The organism is Geminocystis herdmanii PCC 6308, from assembly GCF_000332235.1.
Classification (GTDB): domain Bacteria; phylum Cyanobacteriota; class Cyanobacteriia; order Cyanobacteriales; family Cyanobacteriaceae; genus Geminocystis; species Geminocystis herdmanii.
Genome location: NZ_CM001775.1, coordinates 3,133,112 through 3,153,056, shown reverse-complemented (window position 1 = coordinate 3,153,056; position 19,945 = coordinate 3,133,112). Strand labels below are relative to the sequence as shown.

The 19,945-nt window shown below is 35.1% G+C and carries 14 protein-coding genes; 7 read left to right on the top strand and 7 right to left on the bottom strand.

What is annotated here, in order from left to right:
• Nucleotides 1-72: 72 nt before the first annotated feature.
• Nucleotides 73-828 (bottom strand): isoprenyl transferase, encoded by a 756-nt coding sequence (locus SYN6308_RS15840; RefSeq protein WP_017295430.1) that lies wholly within the window; start codon nucleotides 826-828, stop codon nucleotides 73-75.
• Between the two features lie 291 nt (nucleotides 829-1,119).
• Between SYN6308_RS15840 and SYN6308_RS15835 the strand changes: the two genes are divergently transcribed.
• The gene (locus tag SYN6308_RS15835) at nucleotides 1,120-1,989 is read left to right on the top strand and encodes a fructosamine kinase family protein (RefSeq protein WP_017295429.1); all 870 of its coding nucleotides are present in this window, start codon (nucleotides 1,120-1,122) and stop codon (nucleotides 1,987-1,989) included.
• Between the two features lie 246 nt (nucleotides 1,990-2,235).
• On the opposite strand, the gene SYN6308_RS15830 is transcribed toward SYN6308_RS15835, so the two are convergent.
• Complete coding sequence (locus tag SYN6308_RS15830; RefSeq protein ID WP_017295428.1) at nucleotides 2,236-4,053, bottom strand: ABC transporter ATP-binding protein; 1,818 nt, start codon at nucleotides 4,051-4,053, stop codon at nucleotides 2,236-2,238.
• A gap of 263 nt (nucleotides 4,054-4,316) precedes the next feature.
• On the opposite strand from SYN6308_RS15830, the gene rfbC reads away from it, so the two are divergent.
• Complete coding sequence (gene rfbC / locus SYN6308_RS15825) at nucleotides 4,317-4,862, top strand: dTDP-4-dehydrorhamnose 3,5-epimerase (RefSeq protein WP_017295427.1); 546 nt, start codon at nucleotides 4,317-4,319, stop codon at nucleotides 4,860-4,862.
• Between the two features lie 227 nt (nucleotides 4,863-5,089).
• On the opposite strand, the gene cbiM is transcribed toward rfbC, so the two are convergent.
• From cbiM to SYN6308_RS15810, 3 genes are read right to left on the bottom strand one after another with little or no spacing between them, the layout of a single operon-like run.
• Nucleotides 5,090-5,758: a cobalt transporter CbiM gene (gene cbiM / locus SYN6308_RS15820; RefSeq protein WP_017295426.1), complete on the bottom strand. Its 669-nt coding sequence runs from the start codon at nucleotides 5,756-5,758 to the stop codon at nucleotides 5,090-5,092.
• 44 nt (nucleotides 5,759-5,802) lie between these two features.
• Nucleotides 5,803-6,885 (bottom strand): alanine dehydrogenase, encoded by a 1,083-nt coding sequence (ald, locus tag SYN6308_RS15815; RefSeq protein WP_017295425.1) that lies wholly within the window; start codon nucleotides 6,883-6,885, stop codon nucleotides 5,803-5,805.
• A 47-nt stretch (nucleotides 6,886-6,932) separates the two neighbouring features.
• Complete coding sequence (locus SYN6308_RS15810) at nucleotides 6,933-7,145, bottom strand: type II toxin-antitoxin system HicA family toxin (protein WP_026102118.1); 213 nt, start codon at nucleotides 7,143-7,145, stop codon at nucleotides 6,933-6,935.
• Nucleotides 7,146-7,410: 265 nt separating this feature from the next.
• Between SYN6308_RS15810 and pyrH the strand changes: the two genes are divergently transcribed.
• The 5 genes from pyrH to SYN6308_RS15785 all read left to right on the top strand — a co-directional run bounded on the left by pyrH (nucleotide 7,411) and on the right by SYN6308_RS15785 (nucleotide 10,241).
• Nucleotides 7,411-8,133: a UMP kinase gene (gene pyrH, locus SYN6308_RS15805; RefSeq protein ID WP_017295423.1), complete on the top strand. Its 723-nt coding sequence runs from the start codon at nucleotides 7,411-7,413 to the stop codon at nucleotides 8,131-8,133.
• Nucleotides 8,134-8,149: 16 nt separating this feature from the next.
• Nucleotides 8,150-8,671 carry a ribosome recycling factor gene (gene frr / locus SYN6308_RS15800; RefSeq protein ID WP_390090038.1) on the top strand — a complete coding sequence of 174 codons (522 nt, stop codon included), beginning with the start codon at nucleotides 8,150-8,152 and terminating at the stop codon, nucleotides 8,669-8,671.
• A 178-nt stretch (nucleotides 8,672-8,849) separates the two neighbouring features.
• On the top strand, nucleotides 8,850-9,011 hold the full coding sequence (locus tag SYN6308_RS25175) for a hypothetical protein (protein ID WP_017295421.1): 162 nt from the start codon (nucleotides 8,850-8,852) through the stop codon (nucleotides 9,009-9,011).
• Nucleotides 9,008-9,436, top strand: coding sequence for an aspartate 1-decarboxylase (gene panD, locus SYN6308_RS15790; protein WP_017295420.1), 429 nt, complete (start codon nucleotides 9,008-9,010; stop codon nucleotides 9,434-9,436). The genes SYN6308_RS25175 and panD overlap by 4 nt, the downstream gene beginning before the upstream one ends.
• 43 nt (nucleotides 9,437-9,479) lie before the next feature.
• The gene (locus SYN6308_RS15785; protein ID WP_017295419.1) at nucleotides 9,480-10,241 is read left to right on the top strand and encodes an HAD family hydrolase; all 762 of its coding nucleotides are present in this window, start codon (nucleotides 9,480-9,482) and stop codon (nucleotides 10,239-10,241) included.
• 212 nt (nucleotides 10,242-10,453) lie between these two features.
• Here the strand turns inward: SYN6308_RS15785 and mutL are convergent, their stop codons facing one another.
• Both mutL and SYN6308_RS15770 read right to left on the bottom strand, forming a co-directional pair.
• Nucleotides 10,454-12,124: a DNA mismatch repair endonuclease MutL gene (gene mutL, locus SYN6308_RS15775; protein ID WP_017295417.1), complete on the bottom strand. Its 1,671-nt coding sequence runs from the start codon at nucleotides 12,122-12,124 to the stop codon at nucleotides 10,454-10,456.
• A 25-nt stretch (nucleotides 12,125-12,149) separates the two neighbouring features.
• Nucleotides 12,150-19,499 (bottom strand): Hpt domain-containing protein, encoded by a 7,350-nt coding sequence (locus SYN6308_RS15770; protein ID WP_017295416.1) that lies wholly within the window; start codon nucleotides 19,497-19,499, stop codon nucleotides 12,150-12,152.
• Between the last annotated feature and the right edge of the window lie 446 nt (nucleotides 19,500-19,945).

Here is a 19,945-nt window from a genome sequence, read left to right as displayed (position 1 = left end):
AAGTGGACAAGTGGACAAGTAAAATTTGTTAGTTTTTAATTCTCAATTCTCAATTCTCCATTTTCAATTCTCCTAATTGTTATTTAATTTGCCGAAACGTCGATCGCGCTGTTGATAATTTAATAAGGCTTGATGAAATTTCTCACGGTTAAAATCAGGCCAAAGAGTAGGAGTAACATAAATTTCGCCGTAAGCCATTTGCCACAATAAAAAATTACTTAACCGCATTTCTCCGCTAGTACGAATCAATAAATCTGGATTAATCATTTCTCCTGTATAAAGATTTTTCTCGAATAATTCTTCGTTGATGTCTTCTAAACTAATTTCTCCTTGTTGTACCTGATGGGCGATGGATTTACAAGCGTGGAGTATTTCTTGACGACTACCATAATTTGTGGCGATATTGAACTGAATACCTTTATTATTAGCGGTTTTTTCCATCGAATAAGCAATTTCAGCTTGTAAAGAGGAGGGTAAAGCTGTTAAATCACCCACAAAACGAATTTTGACATTTTCTTCCATCATTTCGGCTAACTCTTTACGCAATACCCGTTCAAACAGAGTCATTAAAAATTCTACCTCATGGGTAGGTCTTCCCCAGTTTTCCGTAGAAAAAGCGTAGGCAGTTAAAACTTGAATACCCCAATCATCACAACAACGAAGTAAACTTTTTAAGGCATCAACTCCTTTTTGATGTCCGACAATACGGGGAAAACCTCGATTTTTTGCCCAACGTCCGTTACCATCCATAATCACTGCTATATGACGAGGAATCCTTTGTCGATCTAAATCTAAGGGTAATTCTACTAAACTTTGCTTGACACTCATTTGAATTATTAATTAAATAGGATTTTCAACAAAAGAAACTAATGATGGTTATAGGTATTGTATGGATAACAAAAAATTGATCAGTAAAACTAATTTTATCTCGATCGTTCTTCAAAGTCTATATGGTATAAGTTGAGAACTTAAAATTTATTGATAAAGGCAAGGTGTTAGGTATTAGGTGTTAGGTATTAGGTAAAATACTGAAAAATAAAATTTTTGATGTTGTATATAGATACAAGTGCATGAGTTTATTAGACTTCTCGAAGAAATTAAAACCAAAAAATAATCACTATGTGGACAGAAATTATTGACGCAATTATTCGACAGACTAATTCTGATTTTGAATTAATTAATTATCGATCGATCGGCGGGGGGTGTATCAATCAGGCTTACGAACTCAAAGGTAAGAATCTTAGTTACTTTGTTAAGTTAAATAGTGCGACTCAGGTACAAATGTTTGAAGGGGAGTCTTTAGGATTAGAACAAATGTATAATACCCATACGATCGTTGTACCGAAACCGATTTGTTATGGTATCTCGAATAATCATAGTTATCTCGTTTTAGAATACCTTAATTTGGGAAGGGGCGATGCTCGAACGTGGCAATTAATGGGACAAAAACTCGCCTTATTACATCAAGCAAAAATCGAAAAACCTTTCGGATGGTATATTAATAATACCATCGGCTCAACACCACAAATTAATGATTGGATGGAAAACTGGGCAGATTTTTTCGCTGAGAAAAGAATCGGCTATCAACTGAAATTAGCAAATCGCCGAGGAGGTAACTTTAAAAATAGTCAAGAAATTATCGAAAGAGTTCGATCGAGTTTATCTCATCATAACCCATCACCCTCCTTAGTCCATGGTGATTTATGGTCGGGAAATGCAGGATTTACTGACAAGGGAGAGGCTACAATATTTGATCCAGCGTGTTATTATGGCGATCGAGAAGTGGATATTGCCATGACTGAATTATTCGGCGGTTTTCCCTCCGCTTTTTATGATGGATATAATCAACAATGGTGTTTAGATAAAGGTTATAACCACAGAAAAAATATTTATAACCTTTACCATATCCTTAACCACTTTAATTTATTTGGAGGTAGTTACGAATCCCAAGCAAAAAGAATATTGGATAACATCGACTACACCCTCTGATACCTATCCTCATCAAAATAACCTGAGTTCGATATAAAAATAGGTGAGGACTGACTTGGAAGACAAGCAGACAGGCAGACAGGCAGACAGGAGGATTGTGTTTTTTTTGAGTCAATAAAATTATTTTTAAAACCCACAAATATTGGGAATTTTTCTACCTGTCCACTTGTCCACTTGTCTACCTGTCTAGTTTTCATCATTTTCTTTATGGTTCACTGAGGTAAAATAATATGAGGCAACCCCTAATTAATATAATTCTCCACTTTCCTGCAAAGAATGTAATCGGTGATAAATGCCTTGTTGTTTTAATAATTCTTCATGGCTACCTATTTCGGCGATCGAACCTTGATCTAGTACTATAATCTTATCTGCCGATCGAATCGTACTCAAACGGTGGGCAATAATTATTGTAGTACGAGTACCAAAAATAGAGTCCATAGCCTTCTGAATTTCCCTTTCAGATTCATAGTCAAGGCTGGAGGTTGCCTCATCGAAAATCAGTATATCAGGATTCATAATCAACGCCCTAGCGATACCTAAACGCTGTTTTTGCCCTCCCGATAATCTGACACCTCGCTCTCCTACTACAGTATTATATTTATCAGGCAATTCATTAATAAATTCATCCACCCTTGCCACAGCACAAGCCTGTTTTATTTCCTCGATCGTAACATTAGAGTTACCATAGATCAAATTATCAAGAATAGTGCCGTTAAACATATCAACTTCTTGATGTACGATGGCTAAACGACGACGATAACCGCCAATATCGAGATGACGAATATTCATGCCATCGATTAAAATTTCGCCATTTAAAGGTTCAAAATATCTTAATAATAGTTTAACTAAAGTTGATTTTCCCGAACCAGATTTGCCTACTAAAGCGACAGTTTCATAGGGATTAATTAAGATATTAATATTGTTTAAAACATGGCGTTCAAGATGATAACTAAAAGAGATATTTTTTAGCTCTAATTTACCAGTAAATTTGTAATTAATCTGAGAAATATGGGGAGGAATTAAACTAGAAGCATCCTCTCCATTCGGTAGATTCATAAATTCATGAAAACGAATCATCGAAGCATAGCGACGAGCGAAGGTTTCTGACAAAGTACTAATAGGTTCTAACTCGGCATAAGCCATACTTGCCACAGTATAAATAGTGATAAAATGTCCTAAAGAAACCTCTTGTTTAAGGGTAGGAATTAAGATGAATAAAAATACTAAAAATAAAGATAATTGTACCATTGTTCTTGACCATGTCGCTAGTTTTACATAGCCTAAATGAATACGATTAATAACTACTTGATATTCTCTATTTAAGCGTTTATTTTGTCTGATTAATTCCTGAGATTCTGTGGCAAAAGCCTTGACAGTTTTGATATTAGTAATAATTTCTGATGTTCGACTTTCAGTATTTTCGATATGAATATCTAATAATTGTTCTTTTTGAATTAATTTTTTTAGATGTATTAAAGTGAAAAATAGAATTAAACTAAAAGATAAAATAAAGCCGATGGCAATCCATTTTTCCAATAATAAAATAATAAAAAATATCCCTAAAATTCTGATTAATTTAGGTAGTAATTGCCCTGCGATTTCGGGGTATGTCCATGTATGATTGGCGATACCTCTAGCGACTCTCCCCGCAATTCTACCGGGGTTATTTTCGTCATAAAAACTTAGGGGTAAAGTGAGGATTTTTTCAATCACTTTTTGAGAGGAATCACGCCTAGATTTTAAAGCAATTTCCCAATGATACCACGAACCAACCCAAGGTTGAATTGGCGCTCTGACTACGGTAATAAAAAATATAATTGTGATTAACACTGTCAAGGATAAATTTTTTTCATCGGGGTTTATATTGACAAAATTACCCACTTGCTCTACTATTTCTCTTAGAAATTTATCTAAAGATTGTCCTGAGATAATATTTAAAATTTGACCAATTAAATAGGGTACGATTAAATCTATTAATTCAAATAATCCTGATGCTCCTATACTTAAAATAACTGCTAGTTTATATCGATCGTAATATTTAATTAAATCTTTAAAAGAAGCCATAAAACCATAAAAAATAATTCATTCAAATCTTGAAAAAAAGACAAGTTATCTACATATTATCATATTTTATGTTAAGTTTTTGAATAAAAATTGTCAAAACTGCCAACTTTTTGTTAATTTATGATGTCAAAGTCTTTTGATGATAAAATTGTAGAAATAGATGAATGTTAATCGTTTTTAATTCTATAGTTAAATTTTAGAAAAATAAACCTGAAAATCAACATTTTTAAGATAATTTTTAAAACAAATCATTTAAGATTAATATGAAAGTAACTGCTACTAAAATTCCCGAAATTTTAATAATTGAACCTCAAGTATTTACCGACGATCGAGGTTTTTTCTTTGAGAGTTTTCATGATAAATCTTTTCAAGAAAAAACAGGATTAAATATCAATTTTGTCCAAGATAATCACTCTCGATCGAACCAAAATGTATTAAGAGGATTACACTATCAAATTCAACAACCTCAAGCAAAATTAGTGAGAGTTGTCTCAGGAGAAATTCTTGATATTGGGGTAGATATTCGTCAATCTTCTCCGACATTTAAACAATGGGTAGGAGTTATTTTAAGTGCAGAAAATAAGAAACAATTATTTATACCTGAAGGCTTTGCCCATGGTTTTTTTGTGTTGTCAAAAACTGCTGATGTTTTATATAAAACTAATAACTTTTATCAAGGTAAATTCGATCGATCAATTCGTTGGAATGATCCAGATATTGGTATTAATTGGCATTCAAACAAAACTCCTATACTATCAGAAAAAGATCAAAATGCTCCCTTTTTAAAAGAAGCAGAAATTTTTGATTAAATCAAAAGAATATACAAAAAGTATTTTGATGAATTTGTAACAAACCTTGTTATTATTTATTAAGGTTTTTCTACAGTAGTTATGATAAATTAGTAAAAAATAAAAACTATAATTTTTACTAAATAAGGCTTACACTAAAATCAGAGGTTTAGACATAAAAAATTAACTAAAAAGTGAACAGTTTTAAGGATTTTTATTCAAAAATTAGACAGTTTTGACCTTATTTTTTAACTTATTTCTTGCCTTCTATTGCTTTGATCAATATCTAATATTTCTGGCTTTACTTTTGCGAAAAAATTAACTAACATCACTGTTAAAATTCCTTCGATAATTGCCTGAATACCATAACCAATTAAAGAGGTTAAAATAGCTGTTTTTTCAGTGTCAATATTAAACTCTGATGAAATAGTATTTAAGGTAATAAACACAAAAATTAGAGCAGATAAAAACACAGCGATCGAACCGACAAAAAAAGTTAAAATATTTTTACTAATAGAATTATTAAATAAAGACAATTTTCTGAGACTCCAAAGATAATAAGCCACGATAGAAGGAATACCCATAATAATCGCATTTATACCGAGAGTGGATAAACCCCCATGTTGAAAAAATACAGCTTGAAAAAATAAGCCAATGAGAATGGCTGGAAAAGCAAAATAACCCAACACCAAGCCCAAAATACCATTTAATACTAAATGAATACTAAAAGGAGGAACAGGAATATGAATCAAGGAAGAAACAAAAAAAGCCGCCGTTAACAAAGAAGCCTTCGGTATTTGCTCTTCATAATTCGATTGTTTGCTAATTTGTCGTAAACAAAACCAAGTTATTCCTCCAGTGATACCATAACTAGAAATAGCTACTACGGGAGGTAAAATTCCATCGGGAATGTGCATAATAATTAAGAATGGAAAATTGATAATTGAGAATAGAGAATGAATTATTGTAAATCAGGAAATACTTGTTGTACAGCAGGATGCACTAGGCGATGATATTGTACATTTAATCCTTGGGCTAAACTAGCATCTTGTTTTAATGCCCCAATGCCCTGATTTGCCAATTTGATAATATAGGGTAAGGTATTATTATTTAATGCTTGAGTAGCGGTACGAGGTACAGCACCGGGCAGGTTGGGAATACCTAGATGAATTACTCCTTCTTCAATATAACTAGGATTACTATGGGAAGTCGTACGCAAAGTTTCAATACAACCACCTTGATCCACTGCCACATCCATAATAACTGAACCTTGAGTCATTTGTTTGACTAACTCTCGACTTACCAGAATGGGGGCTTTTCTTCCTGTAATTAATACTGCACCGATGAGCAAGTCTGCATTTTTGACACTTCGATCGATGTATTGAGAATTACTATACAATAATTCAACTCTTGAGCCAAAGAGGGTTTCGAGGTAGGATAGTCGATCGATATTCACATCTAAAATAGTAACTTTTGTCCCCATACCCACGGCAATTTTAGCGGCTTCTGTACCCACAATGCCACCGCCCAAAATTACCACATTTCCTTGAGCAACCCCCGGCATTCCTCCCAATAAAACACCTTTTCCGCCCTGTTGTTTTTCAAGGTATCTCGCCCCAATTTGTACCGATAATCTCCCAGCGATGATACTCATGGGAGTTAACAAGGGTAATCTTCCATCTACTAATTGTACTGTCTCGTAAGCGATCGCAGTTACGCCACTTTTGAGCAAAAATTCTGTTAAACTTCGATCGGCAGCTAAATGAAGATAGGTAAATAAAAGTTGCTCAGAGTTAAGATACTGATATTCTGAGGGTAAAGGTTCTTTGACTTTAACAATTAATTCTTGATTCCATGCGGTTTCACTATCAACAATAGTAGCCCCTATTTTTTCGTAATCCTCATTAGTAAAACCCGAACCTAAACCGCCATTATCTTCGATAAATACCTGATGATTTTGTTCGATAAGAACTTTTGCACTAGCTGGAGTTAAACCAACTCGAAATTCTTGATCTTTAATTTCTTTAGGGACACCTATTTTCATCTTAATTGTTCTTGAGAGTCATTAATTCATCTTAGATTATAAATGCTTTAGAGTAACTCTTGAAACTGATTAATTGTAAATCCTGCATCCTTGATTATTCCAGCCATTGTATAAGCATTAATGAGATTTGAGCGAGGAATAATAATCACTTTACCGTTTTTAGCCATGGAAATATGTTTACCTTGTCGAATCACTCGAAAACCCAATTTTTCAAAAACTTTGACTGCTCGTAAATGGTTAACTCCTTGAAGTTTAGGTATTTTTATCTTACTTCTACAAGGTGACAACTATTGTGATTTTCCGTTATCAAGTTAACTCTGCATGGTTAGTTTTAGGGGGAGGATTTTTAGGCTTTCTCCTCAAGTTTAACCAATAAACCTTACTGTGGCTTTATTGAAAGTACAAAATACTGAGAAGCAATTCTTAATTCTTAATTCTTAATTCTTAATTCTTAATTGCCAATTGTTAAGAGTTCTGCTATGTTAACTGAAGAAAATTAATCATGACAGAGAAGGCAACAAAACAATGACTTACCAACGGGTTTTACTGAAATTAAGCGGTGAAGCATTAATGGGCGATTTGGGCTATGGCATCGATCCAAAAGTAGTTGCTGATATTGCTGAAGATATTGCCGAAGTGGTAAAATTGAATATTCAAGTTGCCATTGTGGTAGGAGGCGGTAACATTTTTAGAGGAGTGAAGGCTTCCGCCGACGGCATGGATCGTGCTACTGCTGATTATGTTGGTATGATTGCTACGGTGATGAATGCTATGACTCTACAGGATGCCCTAGAAAGAATTAATGTTCCCACTAGAGTTCAAACTGCCATCGCTATGCAGGAAGTAGCCGAACCCTATATTCGTCGTAAAGCAATACGTCATCTGGAGTTGGGGAGAGTAGTAATTTTTGGGGCTGGTTCAGGTAATCCATTTTTTACTACAGATACCACGGCGGCTTTACGCGCGGCGGAAATAGATGCGCAAGTTATTTTCAAAGCGACTAAAGTTGATGGTGTTTACGATTGTGATCCCATGAAAAACCCGAATGCTCGTCGTTATGAAACATTAAACTATAATCATGTTTTAACTCAAGATTTACGGGTTATGGATGGTACAGCTATCGCTTTGTGTAAAGAAAATAACATTCCCATTGTTGTATTTAACCTTTTCGATCGTGGTAATATTATTCGTGCCGTCAAAGGAGAAAAAGTAGGAACTATTGTAGGAGGTTTTTGTGAAGTTAACTGACGAAATTAAAGGCTATATGCAAAAAAGTGTTGAAAAAACACAACAGGATTTTAATACCATTCGTACGGGGAGAGCTAATTCTAGTTTACTAGATAAGGTGATGGTAGAATATTATGGAGCAGAAACTCCTTTAAAAGCCTTAGCTAATATTAGTACACCCGATTCTACTACTATATTGGTTCAACCCTTTGACAGAGGCAGTATGAATCAATTACAAAAGGCGATTTCTATGTCTGATTTGGGATTAACTCCTAATAATGATGGGCAAGTAATTCGTTTGAATATTCCTCCTTTAACCACCGAACGCCGTCAAGAATTTGTTAAACTTGCAGGTAAGTACGCAGAAGAAGGAAAAGTCGCTATTCGCAATGTGCGCCGAGATGCCATCGATAAAGTGCGTAAACAGGAGAAAAACAGCGAAATATCTGAGGATGAATCACGAGATTTACAAGATCAAATCCAAAAAATTACCGATAAATTTACAGCCAAAATTGATGAAATTTTAGCGGTTAAAGAGAAGGAATTAACCAATATTTAGGAGTTACTGAAAAAGTATTTTGATGAAGAAAAGTAATAAGTAATAGGTAATAGGTAAATAAATTGACGAAAAACCAATAGTAAAAATTAGCTAAAGCGACTCAACAAAATTTCAATTTTAGATAAAAGAGTAGTTAGGTATAAATTATTTTTATAATAGTTAATTATCAGTAAAAATTATGGAAAGAAAAAAATTAGTTGCGGTAATTACTGGAATTATATCAGTTTTGTTAGGGGTTGTTTACTTGATTTTAGTACAATTATTAGATTCCAGAGGGGCAATGATTCCTGCACCTATTACAGATTTATCTACTTTATTTTATTATTTGAGTGTTAAATGAAAATTGTCCGCTTAATGCACGGTAAATTACATCGAGTCAAAGTCACTTCTGCTAATGTTGATTATATCGGTAGTATCTCGATCGATCCAGACTTAATGGAAAAAGTGGGTATTTTGCCCTTAGAGGAAGTGGATATAGTAAACTTAAACAATGCGCAAAGATGGTCAACCTATGTTATACCGGGGATTAGAGGCAGTAGAGAAATTTGCCCTAATGGTGGTGCGGCGTTATTGTGCAAAACGGGAGATATTTTGATTATCTATGCCTATGAACAACTCGATCGAGATGATATTATAAATCATGGTCATAAAGCAAAAGTGTTAGTAGCCGATGAAAATAATAACATTGCCGACTTTTTTGAACAAACTCTCACCTATGATAACGGAGAAATTCAATTTCAAGAAAGAATCACAAATAGTGTATAGTTTTTAATTCCTCATTCTTAATTCCTCATTCCTAATTATAAAGATGACTTTAAAAGCCTTAATATTTGATGTAGATGGTACAATAGCCGAAACCGAAAGAGACGGACATCGAGTTGCCTTTAACCTTGCCTTTGAGTCGGAAGGGTTGCCTTGGCAATGGGATATAGAAACCTACGGTAAATTATTAGAAATTGGTGGAGGAAAAGAACGCCTAAAACACTTTATAAGCCACTATAAACCAGATTTACCTCAAAAACAACCTTTAGATAGCTTTATTCGCCATTTACACCAAGCAAAGAGTCGCTATTACGCTAAATTATTAGCTAGTGATGCTATCCCTTTAAGGGTTGGGGTAAAAAGACTAATTACATCTGCTCGTCAAGAAGGAGTCAGACTTGCGATCGCATCTACCGCATCAGAAGAAAATGTGAGGGTATTATTAGATACAAGTTTAGGGCAAGAAATGGCTTCATGGTTTGAAGTTATTTGTGCTGGGGATATGGTAGAAAAGAAAAAACCCTGCCCTGATATTTATTTATTAGCATTAGAAAAACTTAATCTTTCTGCTTCTGAATGTTTAGCGATCGAAGATACCAATCAAGGACTCAGAGCCAGTTTTGGAGCTGGTTTAAAAACTGTTATTACCATCAATGATTATAGTAAAAATCAGGAGTTTTATCGAGCAAATTTAGTATTAAATCACCTAGGAGAATCTAATTTACCCTTTAAGGTAATTAAGGGAAATACTTATAATAAATCTTATTTTGATATTGAATTAGCCGAAAAAATTTTAGCTGAAATTTAATGGTACGATCGATTTAATTAAACATCTCCGAAAATTGTTAAAATAAGTCTTAAAACTTGGGAAGGTTTGAATATTATTCAACCCCTACAAACCTATAAAAAATTTAATTTTCAATTCTCTATTTTCAATTCTCTATTTTCAATTCTCAATTCTCCATTCTCAATTCTCCATTCTCCATTCTCCATTCTCCATTCTCCATTCTCCATTCTCCATTATATCCCGTGACTTTTTCCTAATACCCAATGACGGCGGAAAAAACGATATAACGATGATTCTTCTAATGATAAATAAATTGGTCTTCCATGGGGACAAGTATGAGGATTTTTTGTCATTTTCCACTCATCAACGATATTTTGCATCTGCGCAATAGTTAGTTGTGTTCCATTACGAATTGCAGTACGACAGGCGATCGAAACTTGAGCCGAATCTAAATCTCCTCCCCAACTTAATTCGATTAAAGCGTCTAAGCAATCCTCTCGATTTAACAACATTTTCGGGATACTTCTAATCGCCCATAAATCTTCCCCAAAACAATCTATTTCTAAGTTTAAATTAGTTAAATTTTCTACCTGTTTAGACAGTAATTTATTTAAAATAATTGGAGTTTCTAAGGCGACTATTTCCCATTGATTTTTAAGCTGTTCATATAATATTCTTTCGTGGGCAATATGTTGTTCAATTAACCAAATTCCCTCTGAATGTTCTGCTAAAATATAAGTATTTCTAGCTTGGGCAATAACTTGTAAATGAATTAATCCTAAATTGTCTTTATTTTCTTCTCTATTAATAGGTAAATTATCAACATGATAAACCGCTTTATTTTCTGCAACTTTAAAAATATTCTCTACTCTTTTATTCTCAAATTTTGTGGATAAATTATTATCCGTTAACCTAAAAATTTCCTCAATATTTTCTCTAAGTTTTTCCTGCCAAAAGGTGAGATTATCTAAATAAATTTCTGCCTTAGCAGGGTGACGATTCCAGTCAATTTGTCGGGGAGATGTTTGTAAATGTACAAAAATTAAGGGATAACGATCGCGCTCTAAAGTACGATGAAAAGTAGAGTAAATAACCGACTCCAATTCAGCACATTTTACCACCCTACCATTTACACCTATTTTAACCCAATCATTGCGAGGACGAGAAATTCGATCGGGCATTCCCACCAGTAACTTAAGGTAAGAAAGACTATTTTCAGAAGGAGTATTAATCGTTATATCTCTTTCTTCTAAGTCAGAATATTTGACAGTTTTTAACAGTTGCGGAAAAATTTTTGTGAGATTATTATTACCACTAATAGAGAAAATTATTTTATCATCAACTAATAATTGCCAAGTAACGAGAGGATGACATAAAGCTAATTCAGAAATTAAAATTTGTATGGATTTAAGTTGTTTTTTAAACTCAGGATTAACTTGTCTTCGTAAAGGAATATTTCCGAATAAATTACTAACATTAATAATAGTCCCCACGGCGATCGCTTTAGGATAACATTTAGTTACTTCAGTTTTTTCCGTGATAATTTCCCAACCGCAACTATCCTTAACACGACTGGTAATATTAACATCCGCCAACTGCGCAATACTATGTAAAGCCTCCCCTCGAAAACCAAGAGTTTGAATTTTACTCAAATCATCCGTAGAAGTAATTTTACTGGTGGTATGGGGTTGAATTGCTATGAGTAAATCTTCTTCCTCCATACCTTCCCCATTATCCGCTACCTGCAAACTCCATGACTCTGGATAAAGAGAAATGACAATGCGACTGGCTTTAGCATCCAAACTATTTTCTACCAATTCTCTCACCACCGCCGTAAAGGAATCAATCACCTCCCCCGCTGCAATTAATTTAATCACGTTGTCAGGTAGTTTTTTGATAATCATAAATAAAACTTTTATTACTTATTCGTTACGCCATGACAGGAGATTTTTGATCAACTAAACTCTTAATAGATTGTAAGAATTTTTGCTCAATATAAGGCTTGGTGAAATAAGCATTTGCGCCTAAATGAGTAGCTAATTTACGATGTTTGTCGTTACTACGAGAAGTCAACATCGCTACGGGGATTTTATTTAACTCAGGATAGCGCCTTCTTTGTCCTAAAAACTCAAATCCATTCATATTAGGCATTTCAATATCACAAATGACGAGATTAACATTAGAACTCTGTTGTAATTGTTCTAGTGCGTCTTTGCCGTCTTTGGCTTGAATAACTCGATAACCAGCTTTTTCTAAGGATAGTGCTAAGGTTCGTCTCATAGCAGCACTGTCATCAACTACTAATACTGAAGATGCTTGGAAAGCATTGACAATGGGGGGAGTAGATGATTTACTAGAACTAATACTTCCTAATCCTTTACGGTTAAGGTTACTCGAAGGATTCATAGCTTCCAAGAAGTTAGCTAATAAAATTGCGGTGTTGATAACGGGAATTAATGTTCCGTCTCCTAAGATGGTACAGCCATAGCTATAGCTAGGGGCGGTTAAGGCACTGCCAAAGGGTTTGATGACTAATTCTTGCTCACTCACGAGATTTTCTACTTCGATGGCAAATAATTCTTGCCCTAAACTCATGAGTAATAAAGGGTTATTCCAGTCGGAAGGAGTGGGCAACACTTCTAAGGCTTGACTTACGGAAGGGTTTTGCGCTACATAGCAACGATATTCTAATAAATCGCTTAAAGGGTAAATAGGTACTACTTTGTTTTCGTAATATAAAAATCGTTTGTTGCCTGATGTTTTCAATTCGTGTTCTTCTGGTACAATAATTTCTTCGATGTTGTCGGAAGGAAGGGCGTAAAAATGACTATTAGCGGATAATACTAATAGTTTGTCGATCGTCAGGGTTAAGGGTAATCTTAAAGTAAAGGTTGTACCTTCTCCAGCTTCGGAAGTTACTGATATTGTACCTTTAAGCGATCGAAGTTGAGAACGAACAATATCTAAACCGACACCACGCCCGGAAATTTCCGTAACGGCGGCGGCGGTAGAGAAACCGGGCTCAAAAATCAGATCAAGTAAATTATCTTTAGTTGTCACCGCTAATTGTTCAGGAGATAACATTTGACGTTCGATGGCTTTTTGTCCAATTTTGTTTAAGTTTAAACCGCCTCCATCGTCTTTAATTTCGATAATGGTTTGGTTGCCTTGGTGATAGGCTTTAACCTCAATAATTCCTGTTTCTGCTTTACCCCGTTGTTTGCGCACCTCTGGAGTTTCAATACCATGATCAAAACCATTACGAATCAAATGTACTAAGGGATCATATAATTTCTCTAAAGCGGCCTTGTCAACTAATACGCTTGTACCGCTTAACTTGAGATTAACTTTTTTGTTGTATTTTACTGATAAATCTCGAAGAACACGGGGGAATCGGTTTAAGACTTCCCCTAAAGGTAGCATTCTCGCCCACATCAACTCATCTCGCATACGGTTAAGCATTTGTCGTTGATTTTCTACGGTTTGCCCCGATTGCCCAGCATATAAAGCTATATCGTCAACGGCTTCTTCTAATTGAATCATCTGTTCAATTAATCCTTGAGTGATATAGTACATATTGTCATAACTATCCATCTCCAAAGAATCGAAAGCGGAGGTTAAACTAAATTCTGCTTCATCGGGAATGGCAAAAGGTAAGTTAGAATTTTGATTACTTCTGCCATTACTACCACGGAATTTATCGGGGGAAGCCACCATTTTATCGGATAAATCTCGTAAGTTATTTGCTAGTTGCCCAAAGCGCATAAATCTTTCTAACAACTCTTTGACGGAAGTTTGCAATTTATCGTTTTGTAGAGATAACCCGTTACGGTTGATAGATAATTCCCCGATAAGGTTATTCATTCTTTCTAAACGCTCTAAGTCAACTCTTACTGTTAAGTTAGTTTTAGCAGAACTTGTGCTGGTGGGAGTAGGAATTTTATTTTCAGAAACGGCTTTCTCGGATTTTTTAGCTTTACGGTTAAGGCTACTTTTAATTTCCTCTTGGCTTTTTAATCCGGGTAGTTTGTCGTAAACATTGCCGATCGATTTTATCACCTCATCTAAATCATCAGGAGTACTAGATTCATCTTGACTGGTTTGAGCAATCATATCCCCTAAACTTTGTTGACTATTCGTCACAATTTCCTGAGTTTGTTTTTCTAGGGAAATAGGTACATCTGAACTGGATTGTTCGATCGAGAATGTATCTTCTAAAGAGGGTGCAACTTCTTCGATGTCTTCATTGTCAGGTAAGTCTTCAGATTCAAAAACAGATTCTAAAGAGGGAGTTGAATCTGTATCTTCTGGATTAGTGTCTGCATTAACTGCTTTATCTTCATCGGTGAAAACCTCACTCAAGAAGGGGAAAAGAGTATTTTTTTCATCCCCTGTTTTACCCTTATTTTCTCGATTAAGAGCGGATATATCTACATTAGAGAAAACTTCGCTCAGAGATGGTAAAACAATATTTTCTTCGTTTTCCTCGTCTTCATCCATGTCATCAAGAACAGACATATCGATGTCGGAGAAAACATCACTGAGGGAAGGGTAAACAGTGGCATTTTCCGATTCTTTAGCTTCCTCCACTTCCTCCTCAAGAATAGACATATCAACCTTAGAGAAAAGGGCAGTAAAGGATGATAACTCTTGATTTTCCTCTTCTTTAACTTCCTCTACTTCCTCCTCAAGAATGGACATATCAACATTAGAGAAAAGGGCGGTAAAGGATGATAACTCTTGATTTTCTTCTTCTTTAACTTCTTCTACTTCCTCCTCAAGAATGGACATATCAACATTAGAGAAAAGGGCGGTAAAGGATGATAACTCTTGATTTTCCTCTTCTTTGACTTCTTTTTCTACCACTTCCTCAATTTCTTCGTCAATAACTGACATATCCAAGTTAGAGAAAACGTCACTCAATAGTGAATCGCTATTTTCGTCTTCTTCGGCTGAGGTTTCATCTGTATCCGACATCTCGCCATTAGTGGAGAAAACGTCATTAAGGGAAGCCGTATCATTTTCTGATGTATCTTGATTATCTTCTTCCATCATGGGCATATCCAGAGAAGAAAAGACTTCGCTTAGAGATGGGATAGTAATATTTTTATCTTCTTCTAAGGCTAACTCCGAGGCTTTGGCTAAAAGTTCGATTTCTTCTTCGCTAAATTCTGAGGCAAATATTTCTTCGATCGAGGGGATGTTATCATCTTGATCATCTTCTTCTATAGCTTGGTGAATAGCCTCAATTTGAGAGGTATCAAAGTTGATATTAAAGACATCCTCAAGAGAAGGGGTGTTAGTTTGAGTTTGTTTATCTTCATCGGTAATGGTAAAAAATTCATCGGTACTAGATGCAATTTCTCCAAAAACATCGTTTAAGGCTTCTTGATTAGCGTCATCTTCTTCCCTGTCTAAGTGGAATATTTCGCCGTCATCGAAAGGAATGTCATTTTCGGCAAATTCTCTTAATTCTTGGCTTGGTGTGCCTCCTGTCGTTCGATTGCCACTTAACACTAAGGTTCGAGCTTCTTCGGCATCTCGAATGATGATTTTAATAATAGTTAAGGCATGGGTAGGATTTTTTTCAATGGCGCTTAAGCCTAATCTAGCAATTTCTGCAAAGCCTGGTAATACTAACATTTCGCCAAAACCAGAGAATACTTCTAAGGTTGCTCGTAATTCTCCCGCTAAAGGTTGCGCCGTGGGGTTGGCAATGACATCTTTGAGACGTTGCAATTCTTCTTCTACATCCACCTCAAACATGGATTGCACAATATCCACCCCTAAATCCGTAGATGAGGGAATGTAATCATTGACTCGATCGAGCGCACTTCCGAGTTTATCATTAAGTCTTACCCAAATTTCATTCGCCGTAGTTAAAGTTTCTTGGGGGTTATAACTACCCGTTTCAATTTGTTGAGTAAGGGCATTTTTTAGACAATCAAAACCATCTAACAATAAACCTTCTAATTCATCATCCAATTCAATGTTAGGATCATAAAGTACTTTAAAAGCGTCTTCTAATTGGTGAGAAATCGTCTTAATTGCTTCTAAACCAACACTTGCCGAGCCCCCCTTCAAAGAATGAGCAGCTCTCATAATCTCATGAACTTTAGGAGTACTTCGATCGTCCTTGAGAGTTAACAAACTATTTTCGATGATTTCTAACAATTCTGGTGCTTCTTCCATAAAGAAACTGTAGGATTGATCAGAAGTGTCGATCGATTCTTCTGTATTTTCTTCTAATACTGGCTGGGTGATGACTTCTCCCGCTAAGGCTAATAGCTCTGTACTAGGTTCTCCTCCAGACTCTCGATCGCCCTCCATTACTAGCTTTTGAGCAATTTCTAGGTTATTAATAAAAGCCTGAGCAATGGCAAAAATTGCGGTTGGGTTACAGTCAAGAGCCTTTCCTGCGGTTTCACAGATAGCCACAAAACCGGGTAACGCCAACATCTCCCCAAAACCAGAGAAGACATCAATTTGCATCGAAACTAAATCATACATTTCCCCTTCATTGCCTTGATTCAAGGCTTCTTGTAAAGTAGCGATACCTTCCACTACATCCACTTCAAAAATAGAAGTAGCAATATCGATGCCTAAATCACTGGAAGAAGGCAAATATTCTTCAGATTTCGCAATTTGTTCCCCGTATTGTGCCTCAAACTCTCCCCAAAGCTCATTGACAGAATCTAACGCTGTTTTTTCATCAAAACTTTGATTTTCTAACCTTGCTATCAAGGGTTGACGTAGTAACTGATAAACCGTACGAATATAGGCTTTGATGTCATCATTCAAGGGAATCTCCTCATTGAATAAGGCTTTTAAGCTCTTTTCTACCCTCAAAGCAATATTGCCTAAATCCTCTAAACCAGCACTTCTCGCACCACCTTTCAAGGAATGCGCCGCCCGTGCCACTTCGTTAACTTCGTTGATGTCTCTAGTTTCTAAGGCATTTTCTAAACCATTATCGATGAGGGAGATCAAATCTACTGCTTCTTCGAGATAAAATTCGTAGGCTTGGGCTTGTAATTCTTTTTGTTGCTCAGAAATACTGTCTTCTTCTCCATTGTCATTAAAATTGTCATCAGAGGTGAAATTATTGTCGGAAAAATCCCCAAATTCAAAAATATTTATTTCTTCATTAAAGTCATCATTAGTTTCATTAACTAAATTACCAAAATCATAGGTATTTTCTTCTTGGTTAAAATCATTAGTTTCATTGACTAAATTACCAAACTCTGCTATTTGTTCTTCTTGATTAAAGTCTTTAAATTCTTCAGCTAATTCTGAAAATACGGAGACATTTTTTTCTTGTTCAGAATCACTAACTAAATTACCAAATTCTACTATTTGTTCTTCTTGATTAAAATCATTAAATTCATTAACTAATTCTTCAAAAACAGGGATATTTTCTTCTTGATTTGTGTCATAATTTTCTGCGAGGGAAGCAAAATCCATCAAATCTCCTTCATTTCTTTGATAATTGTCATTTTCCATGACGAAATCTTCAGTTAGGTTAAATTTGCCCTCATCACCGCTTAAAACCTCAATATTATTGCTTTTTGTGGATATGGTGGCATTTTCTTGAAGGACATCATCAGAACCTTGATCATTAAATTCTGATAATAATTCCCCAAAGTCGAGAGTTGATTCTTTAGAGTTGTTAATGTCTGTTAATCCTGCTAACTCTTGAAGATTAGCACAGGGTTGACCTCCTTGATCTCGATCTCCCTCTAATACTTGTTGTCTTGCTTCTGTCAAATCATTAATCAAGTAGGAGGTAATTTGTTGAATGCGATGGGGATAATTTTGGATAGCTAAAGAGACGGTATCGGCAATATTTTTTAATCCTGATAAGTTGGTTATTTCGCTAAAACCCACTAACATTTCTAGCTGTAAAGTGACTTCATTTTGCAATTCAATAATCGGTAAATTATTAAGACTTTCTTTGAGTTGTTCGATTAATTGTAAAACATCCACTTCAAACAACGATGCCACTAAATCCACCCCTAAATCAGCAGAAGAAGGTAGATAATCATTAACCTGAATATGACCTAATTTTTGTCCTAATTTATCCCAAACAACAGAGGCATTTTCTTCCCATTCTGGTTGATAACTTCCTGTTTCTATTTGTTCAGAAAGAGCATTTTTTAAGCAGTCAAAACCTTCTAATAAATAGGTTTCTAATTCATCATCAACTATGACACTTTCATCGAATAAGGCTTTTAAATAATCTTCTAATCTATGGGAAATATTTTTGATGCCTTCTAAACCAACACTGGCTGCACCACCTTTGATGGAATGTGCCGATCGCATCATATCATTAACTTTAGAGATACTTTTATCATCTTGAACTGTCAATAATCCGCTTTCGAGGTTATGCAATAAATCTGGCACTTCTGCCATAAAAAATTGATAACTAGGATCATCTATATTAAAGCTAACCTGATAATTTTCCGTTAGCTGTTCAATAATGTTAATTTCTACTTCGGCGCTGGTGTCTTCTGCGAGGGTGAGTAAGGCAGAGCAAGGGTTTCCGCCTTCGGTTCGATCGCCCATTAACACCGCATCCCGACTTTTATCTAAATCTTGTACAAATAATTTAGCAATGGTAACGGCTTTATCAGGATGTTTGTCTAAGGCTTGTTGAGTGATATTTGTCAGTAAAGAAAATCCTGATAAGTTAACAAACTCTGACAATCCCGTCAAAATGTCGAGGGATTCTTGTAATTCTTGGGGGGGATCAAAACTTTCGGGAGAGGCAACTAAACCCTTTAAACGGCGTATTTCTTGGGCAACATCCACTTCAAAAATGGAAGCTACCATATCAATGCCTAAATCTTCAGAGGAGGGGAGATAGTTTTCTACTTGTTTGAGGGCGTTTCCTAGTTTTAACTCTAGTTTTTCCCATACCTCATCTGCCCTAATTTGGGCTTGTTTTCGATCGAAATCTCCCGTTTGTAATAATTCTCTTAAAGGTATGGCTAAACAATCATAACCCTGTAAAAATAAATCTTCTAACTCAGTATCAACGACTAAATCTTCATTATAAAGGGCTTTCAAATAGTCTTCTAATTTGTGGGCAATGTTTTTAATACCTTGTAAACCGACACTTGCCGAACCACCTTTGATGGAATGTGCCGATCGCATCATACCATGAACCCTAGGAGTACTTTTATCTTCCCGCAAATTTAGTAAGCCGTTCTCAATTTCCTGTAAATATTCTGGTACTTCGTCAATAAATAATTGATATGCTTGATTGAGTGGGTTCATGGCAACTATCAGATTTTCAATTCTGGAATAATTAAATGTCTATTATTTAGTTTAACAACACATTCCCCTAGTAATGAATAATATTTTACTTTTTTCGTAAAATCAGTTTCCAGAGTTCACATATTAGCAAGTTATGATGGGGTTTGAGTTTTTTAATGACAACCTGTCTTCCCGAAGGCATCTGTAAATCTTGAGCTAAAAATGTATTCCCAAAGCCACTGCTACCTAAACTTTTAATGATATTGTATCTAGTTTCGATCGAGCTAAAATATTAGAAGCAATAGAAAGAATCGAAAAGGAAGATAATGTCATTCCGATTACTCCTGATGAATGGCATGATAAATATAGTAGTTGAGTTCATTAATTACATATTTTATTGCATTACTAAGGGTATAAAAATTAAAACCTCTATTTTGATAATTAATGATAATATTTTCTAACGAATT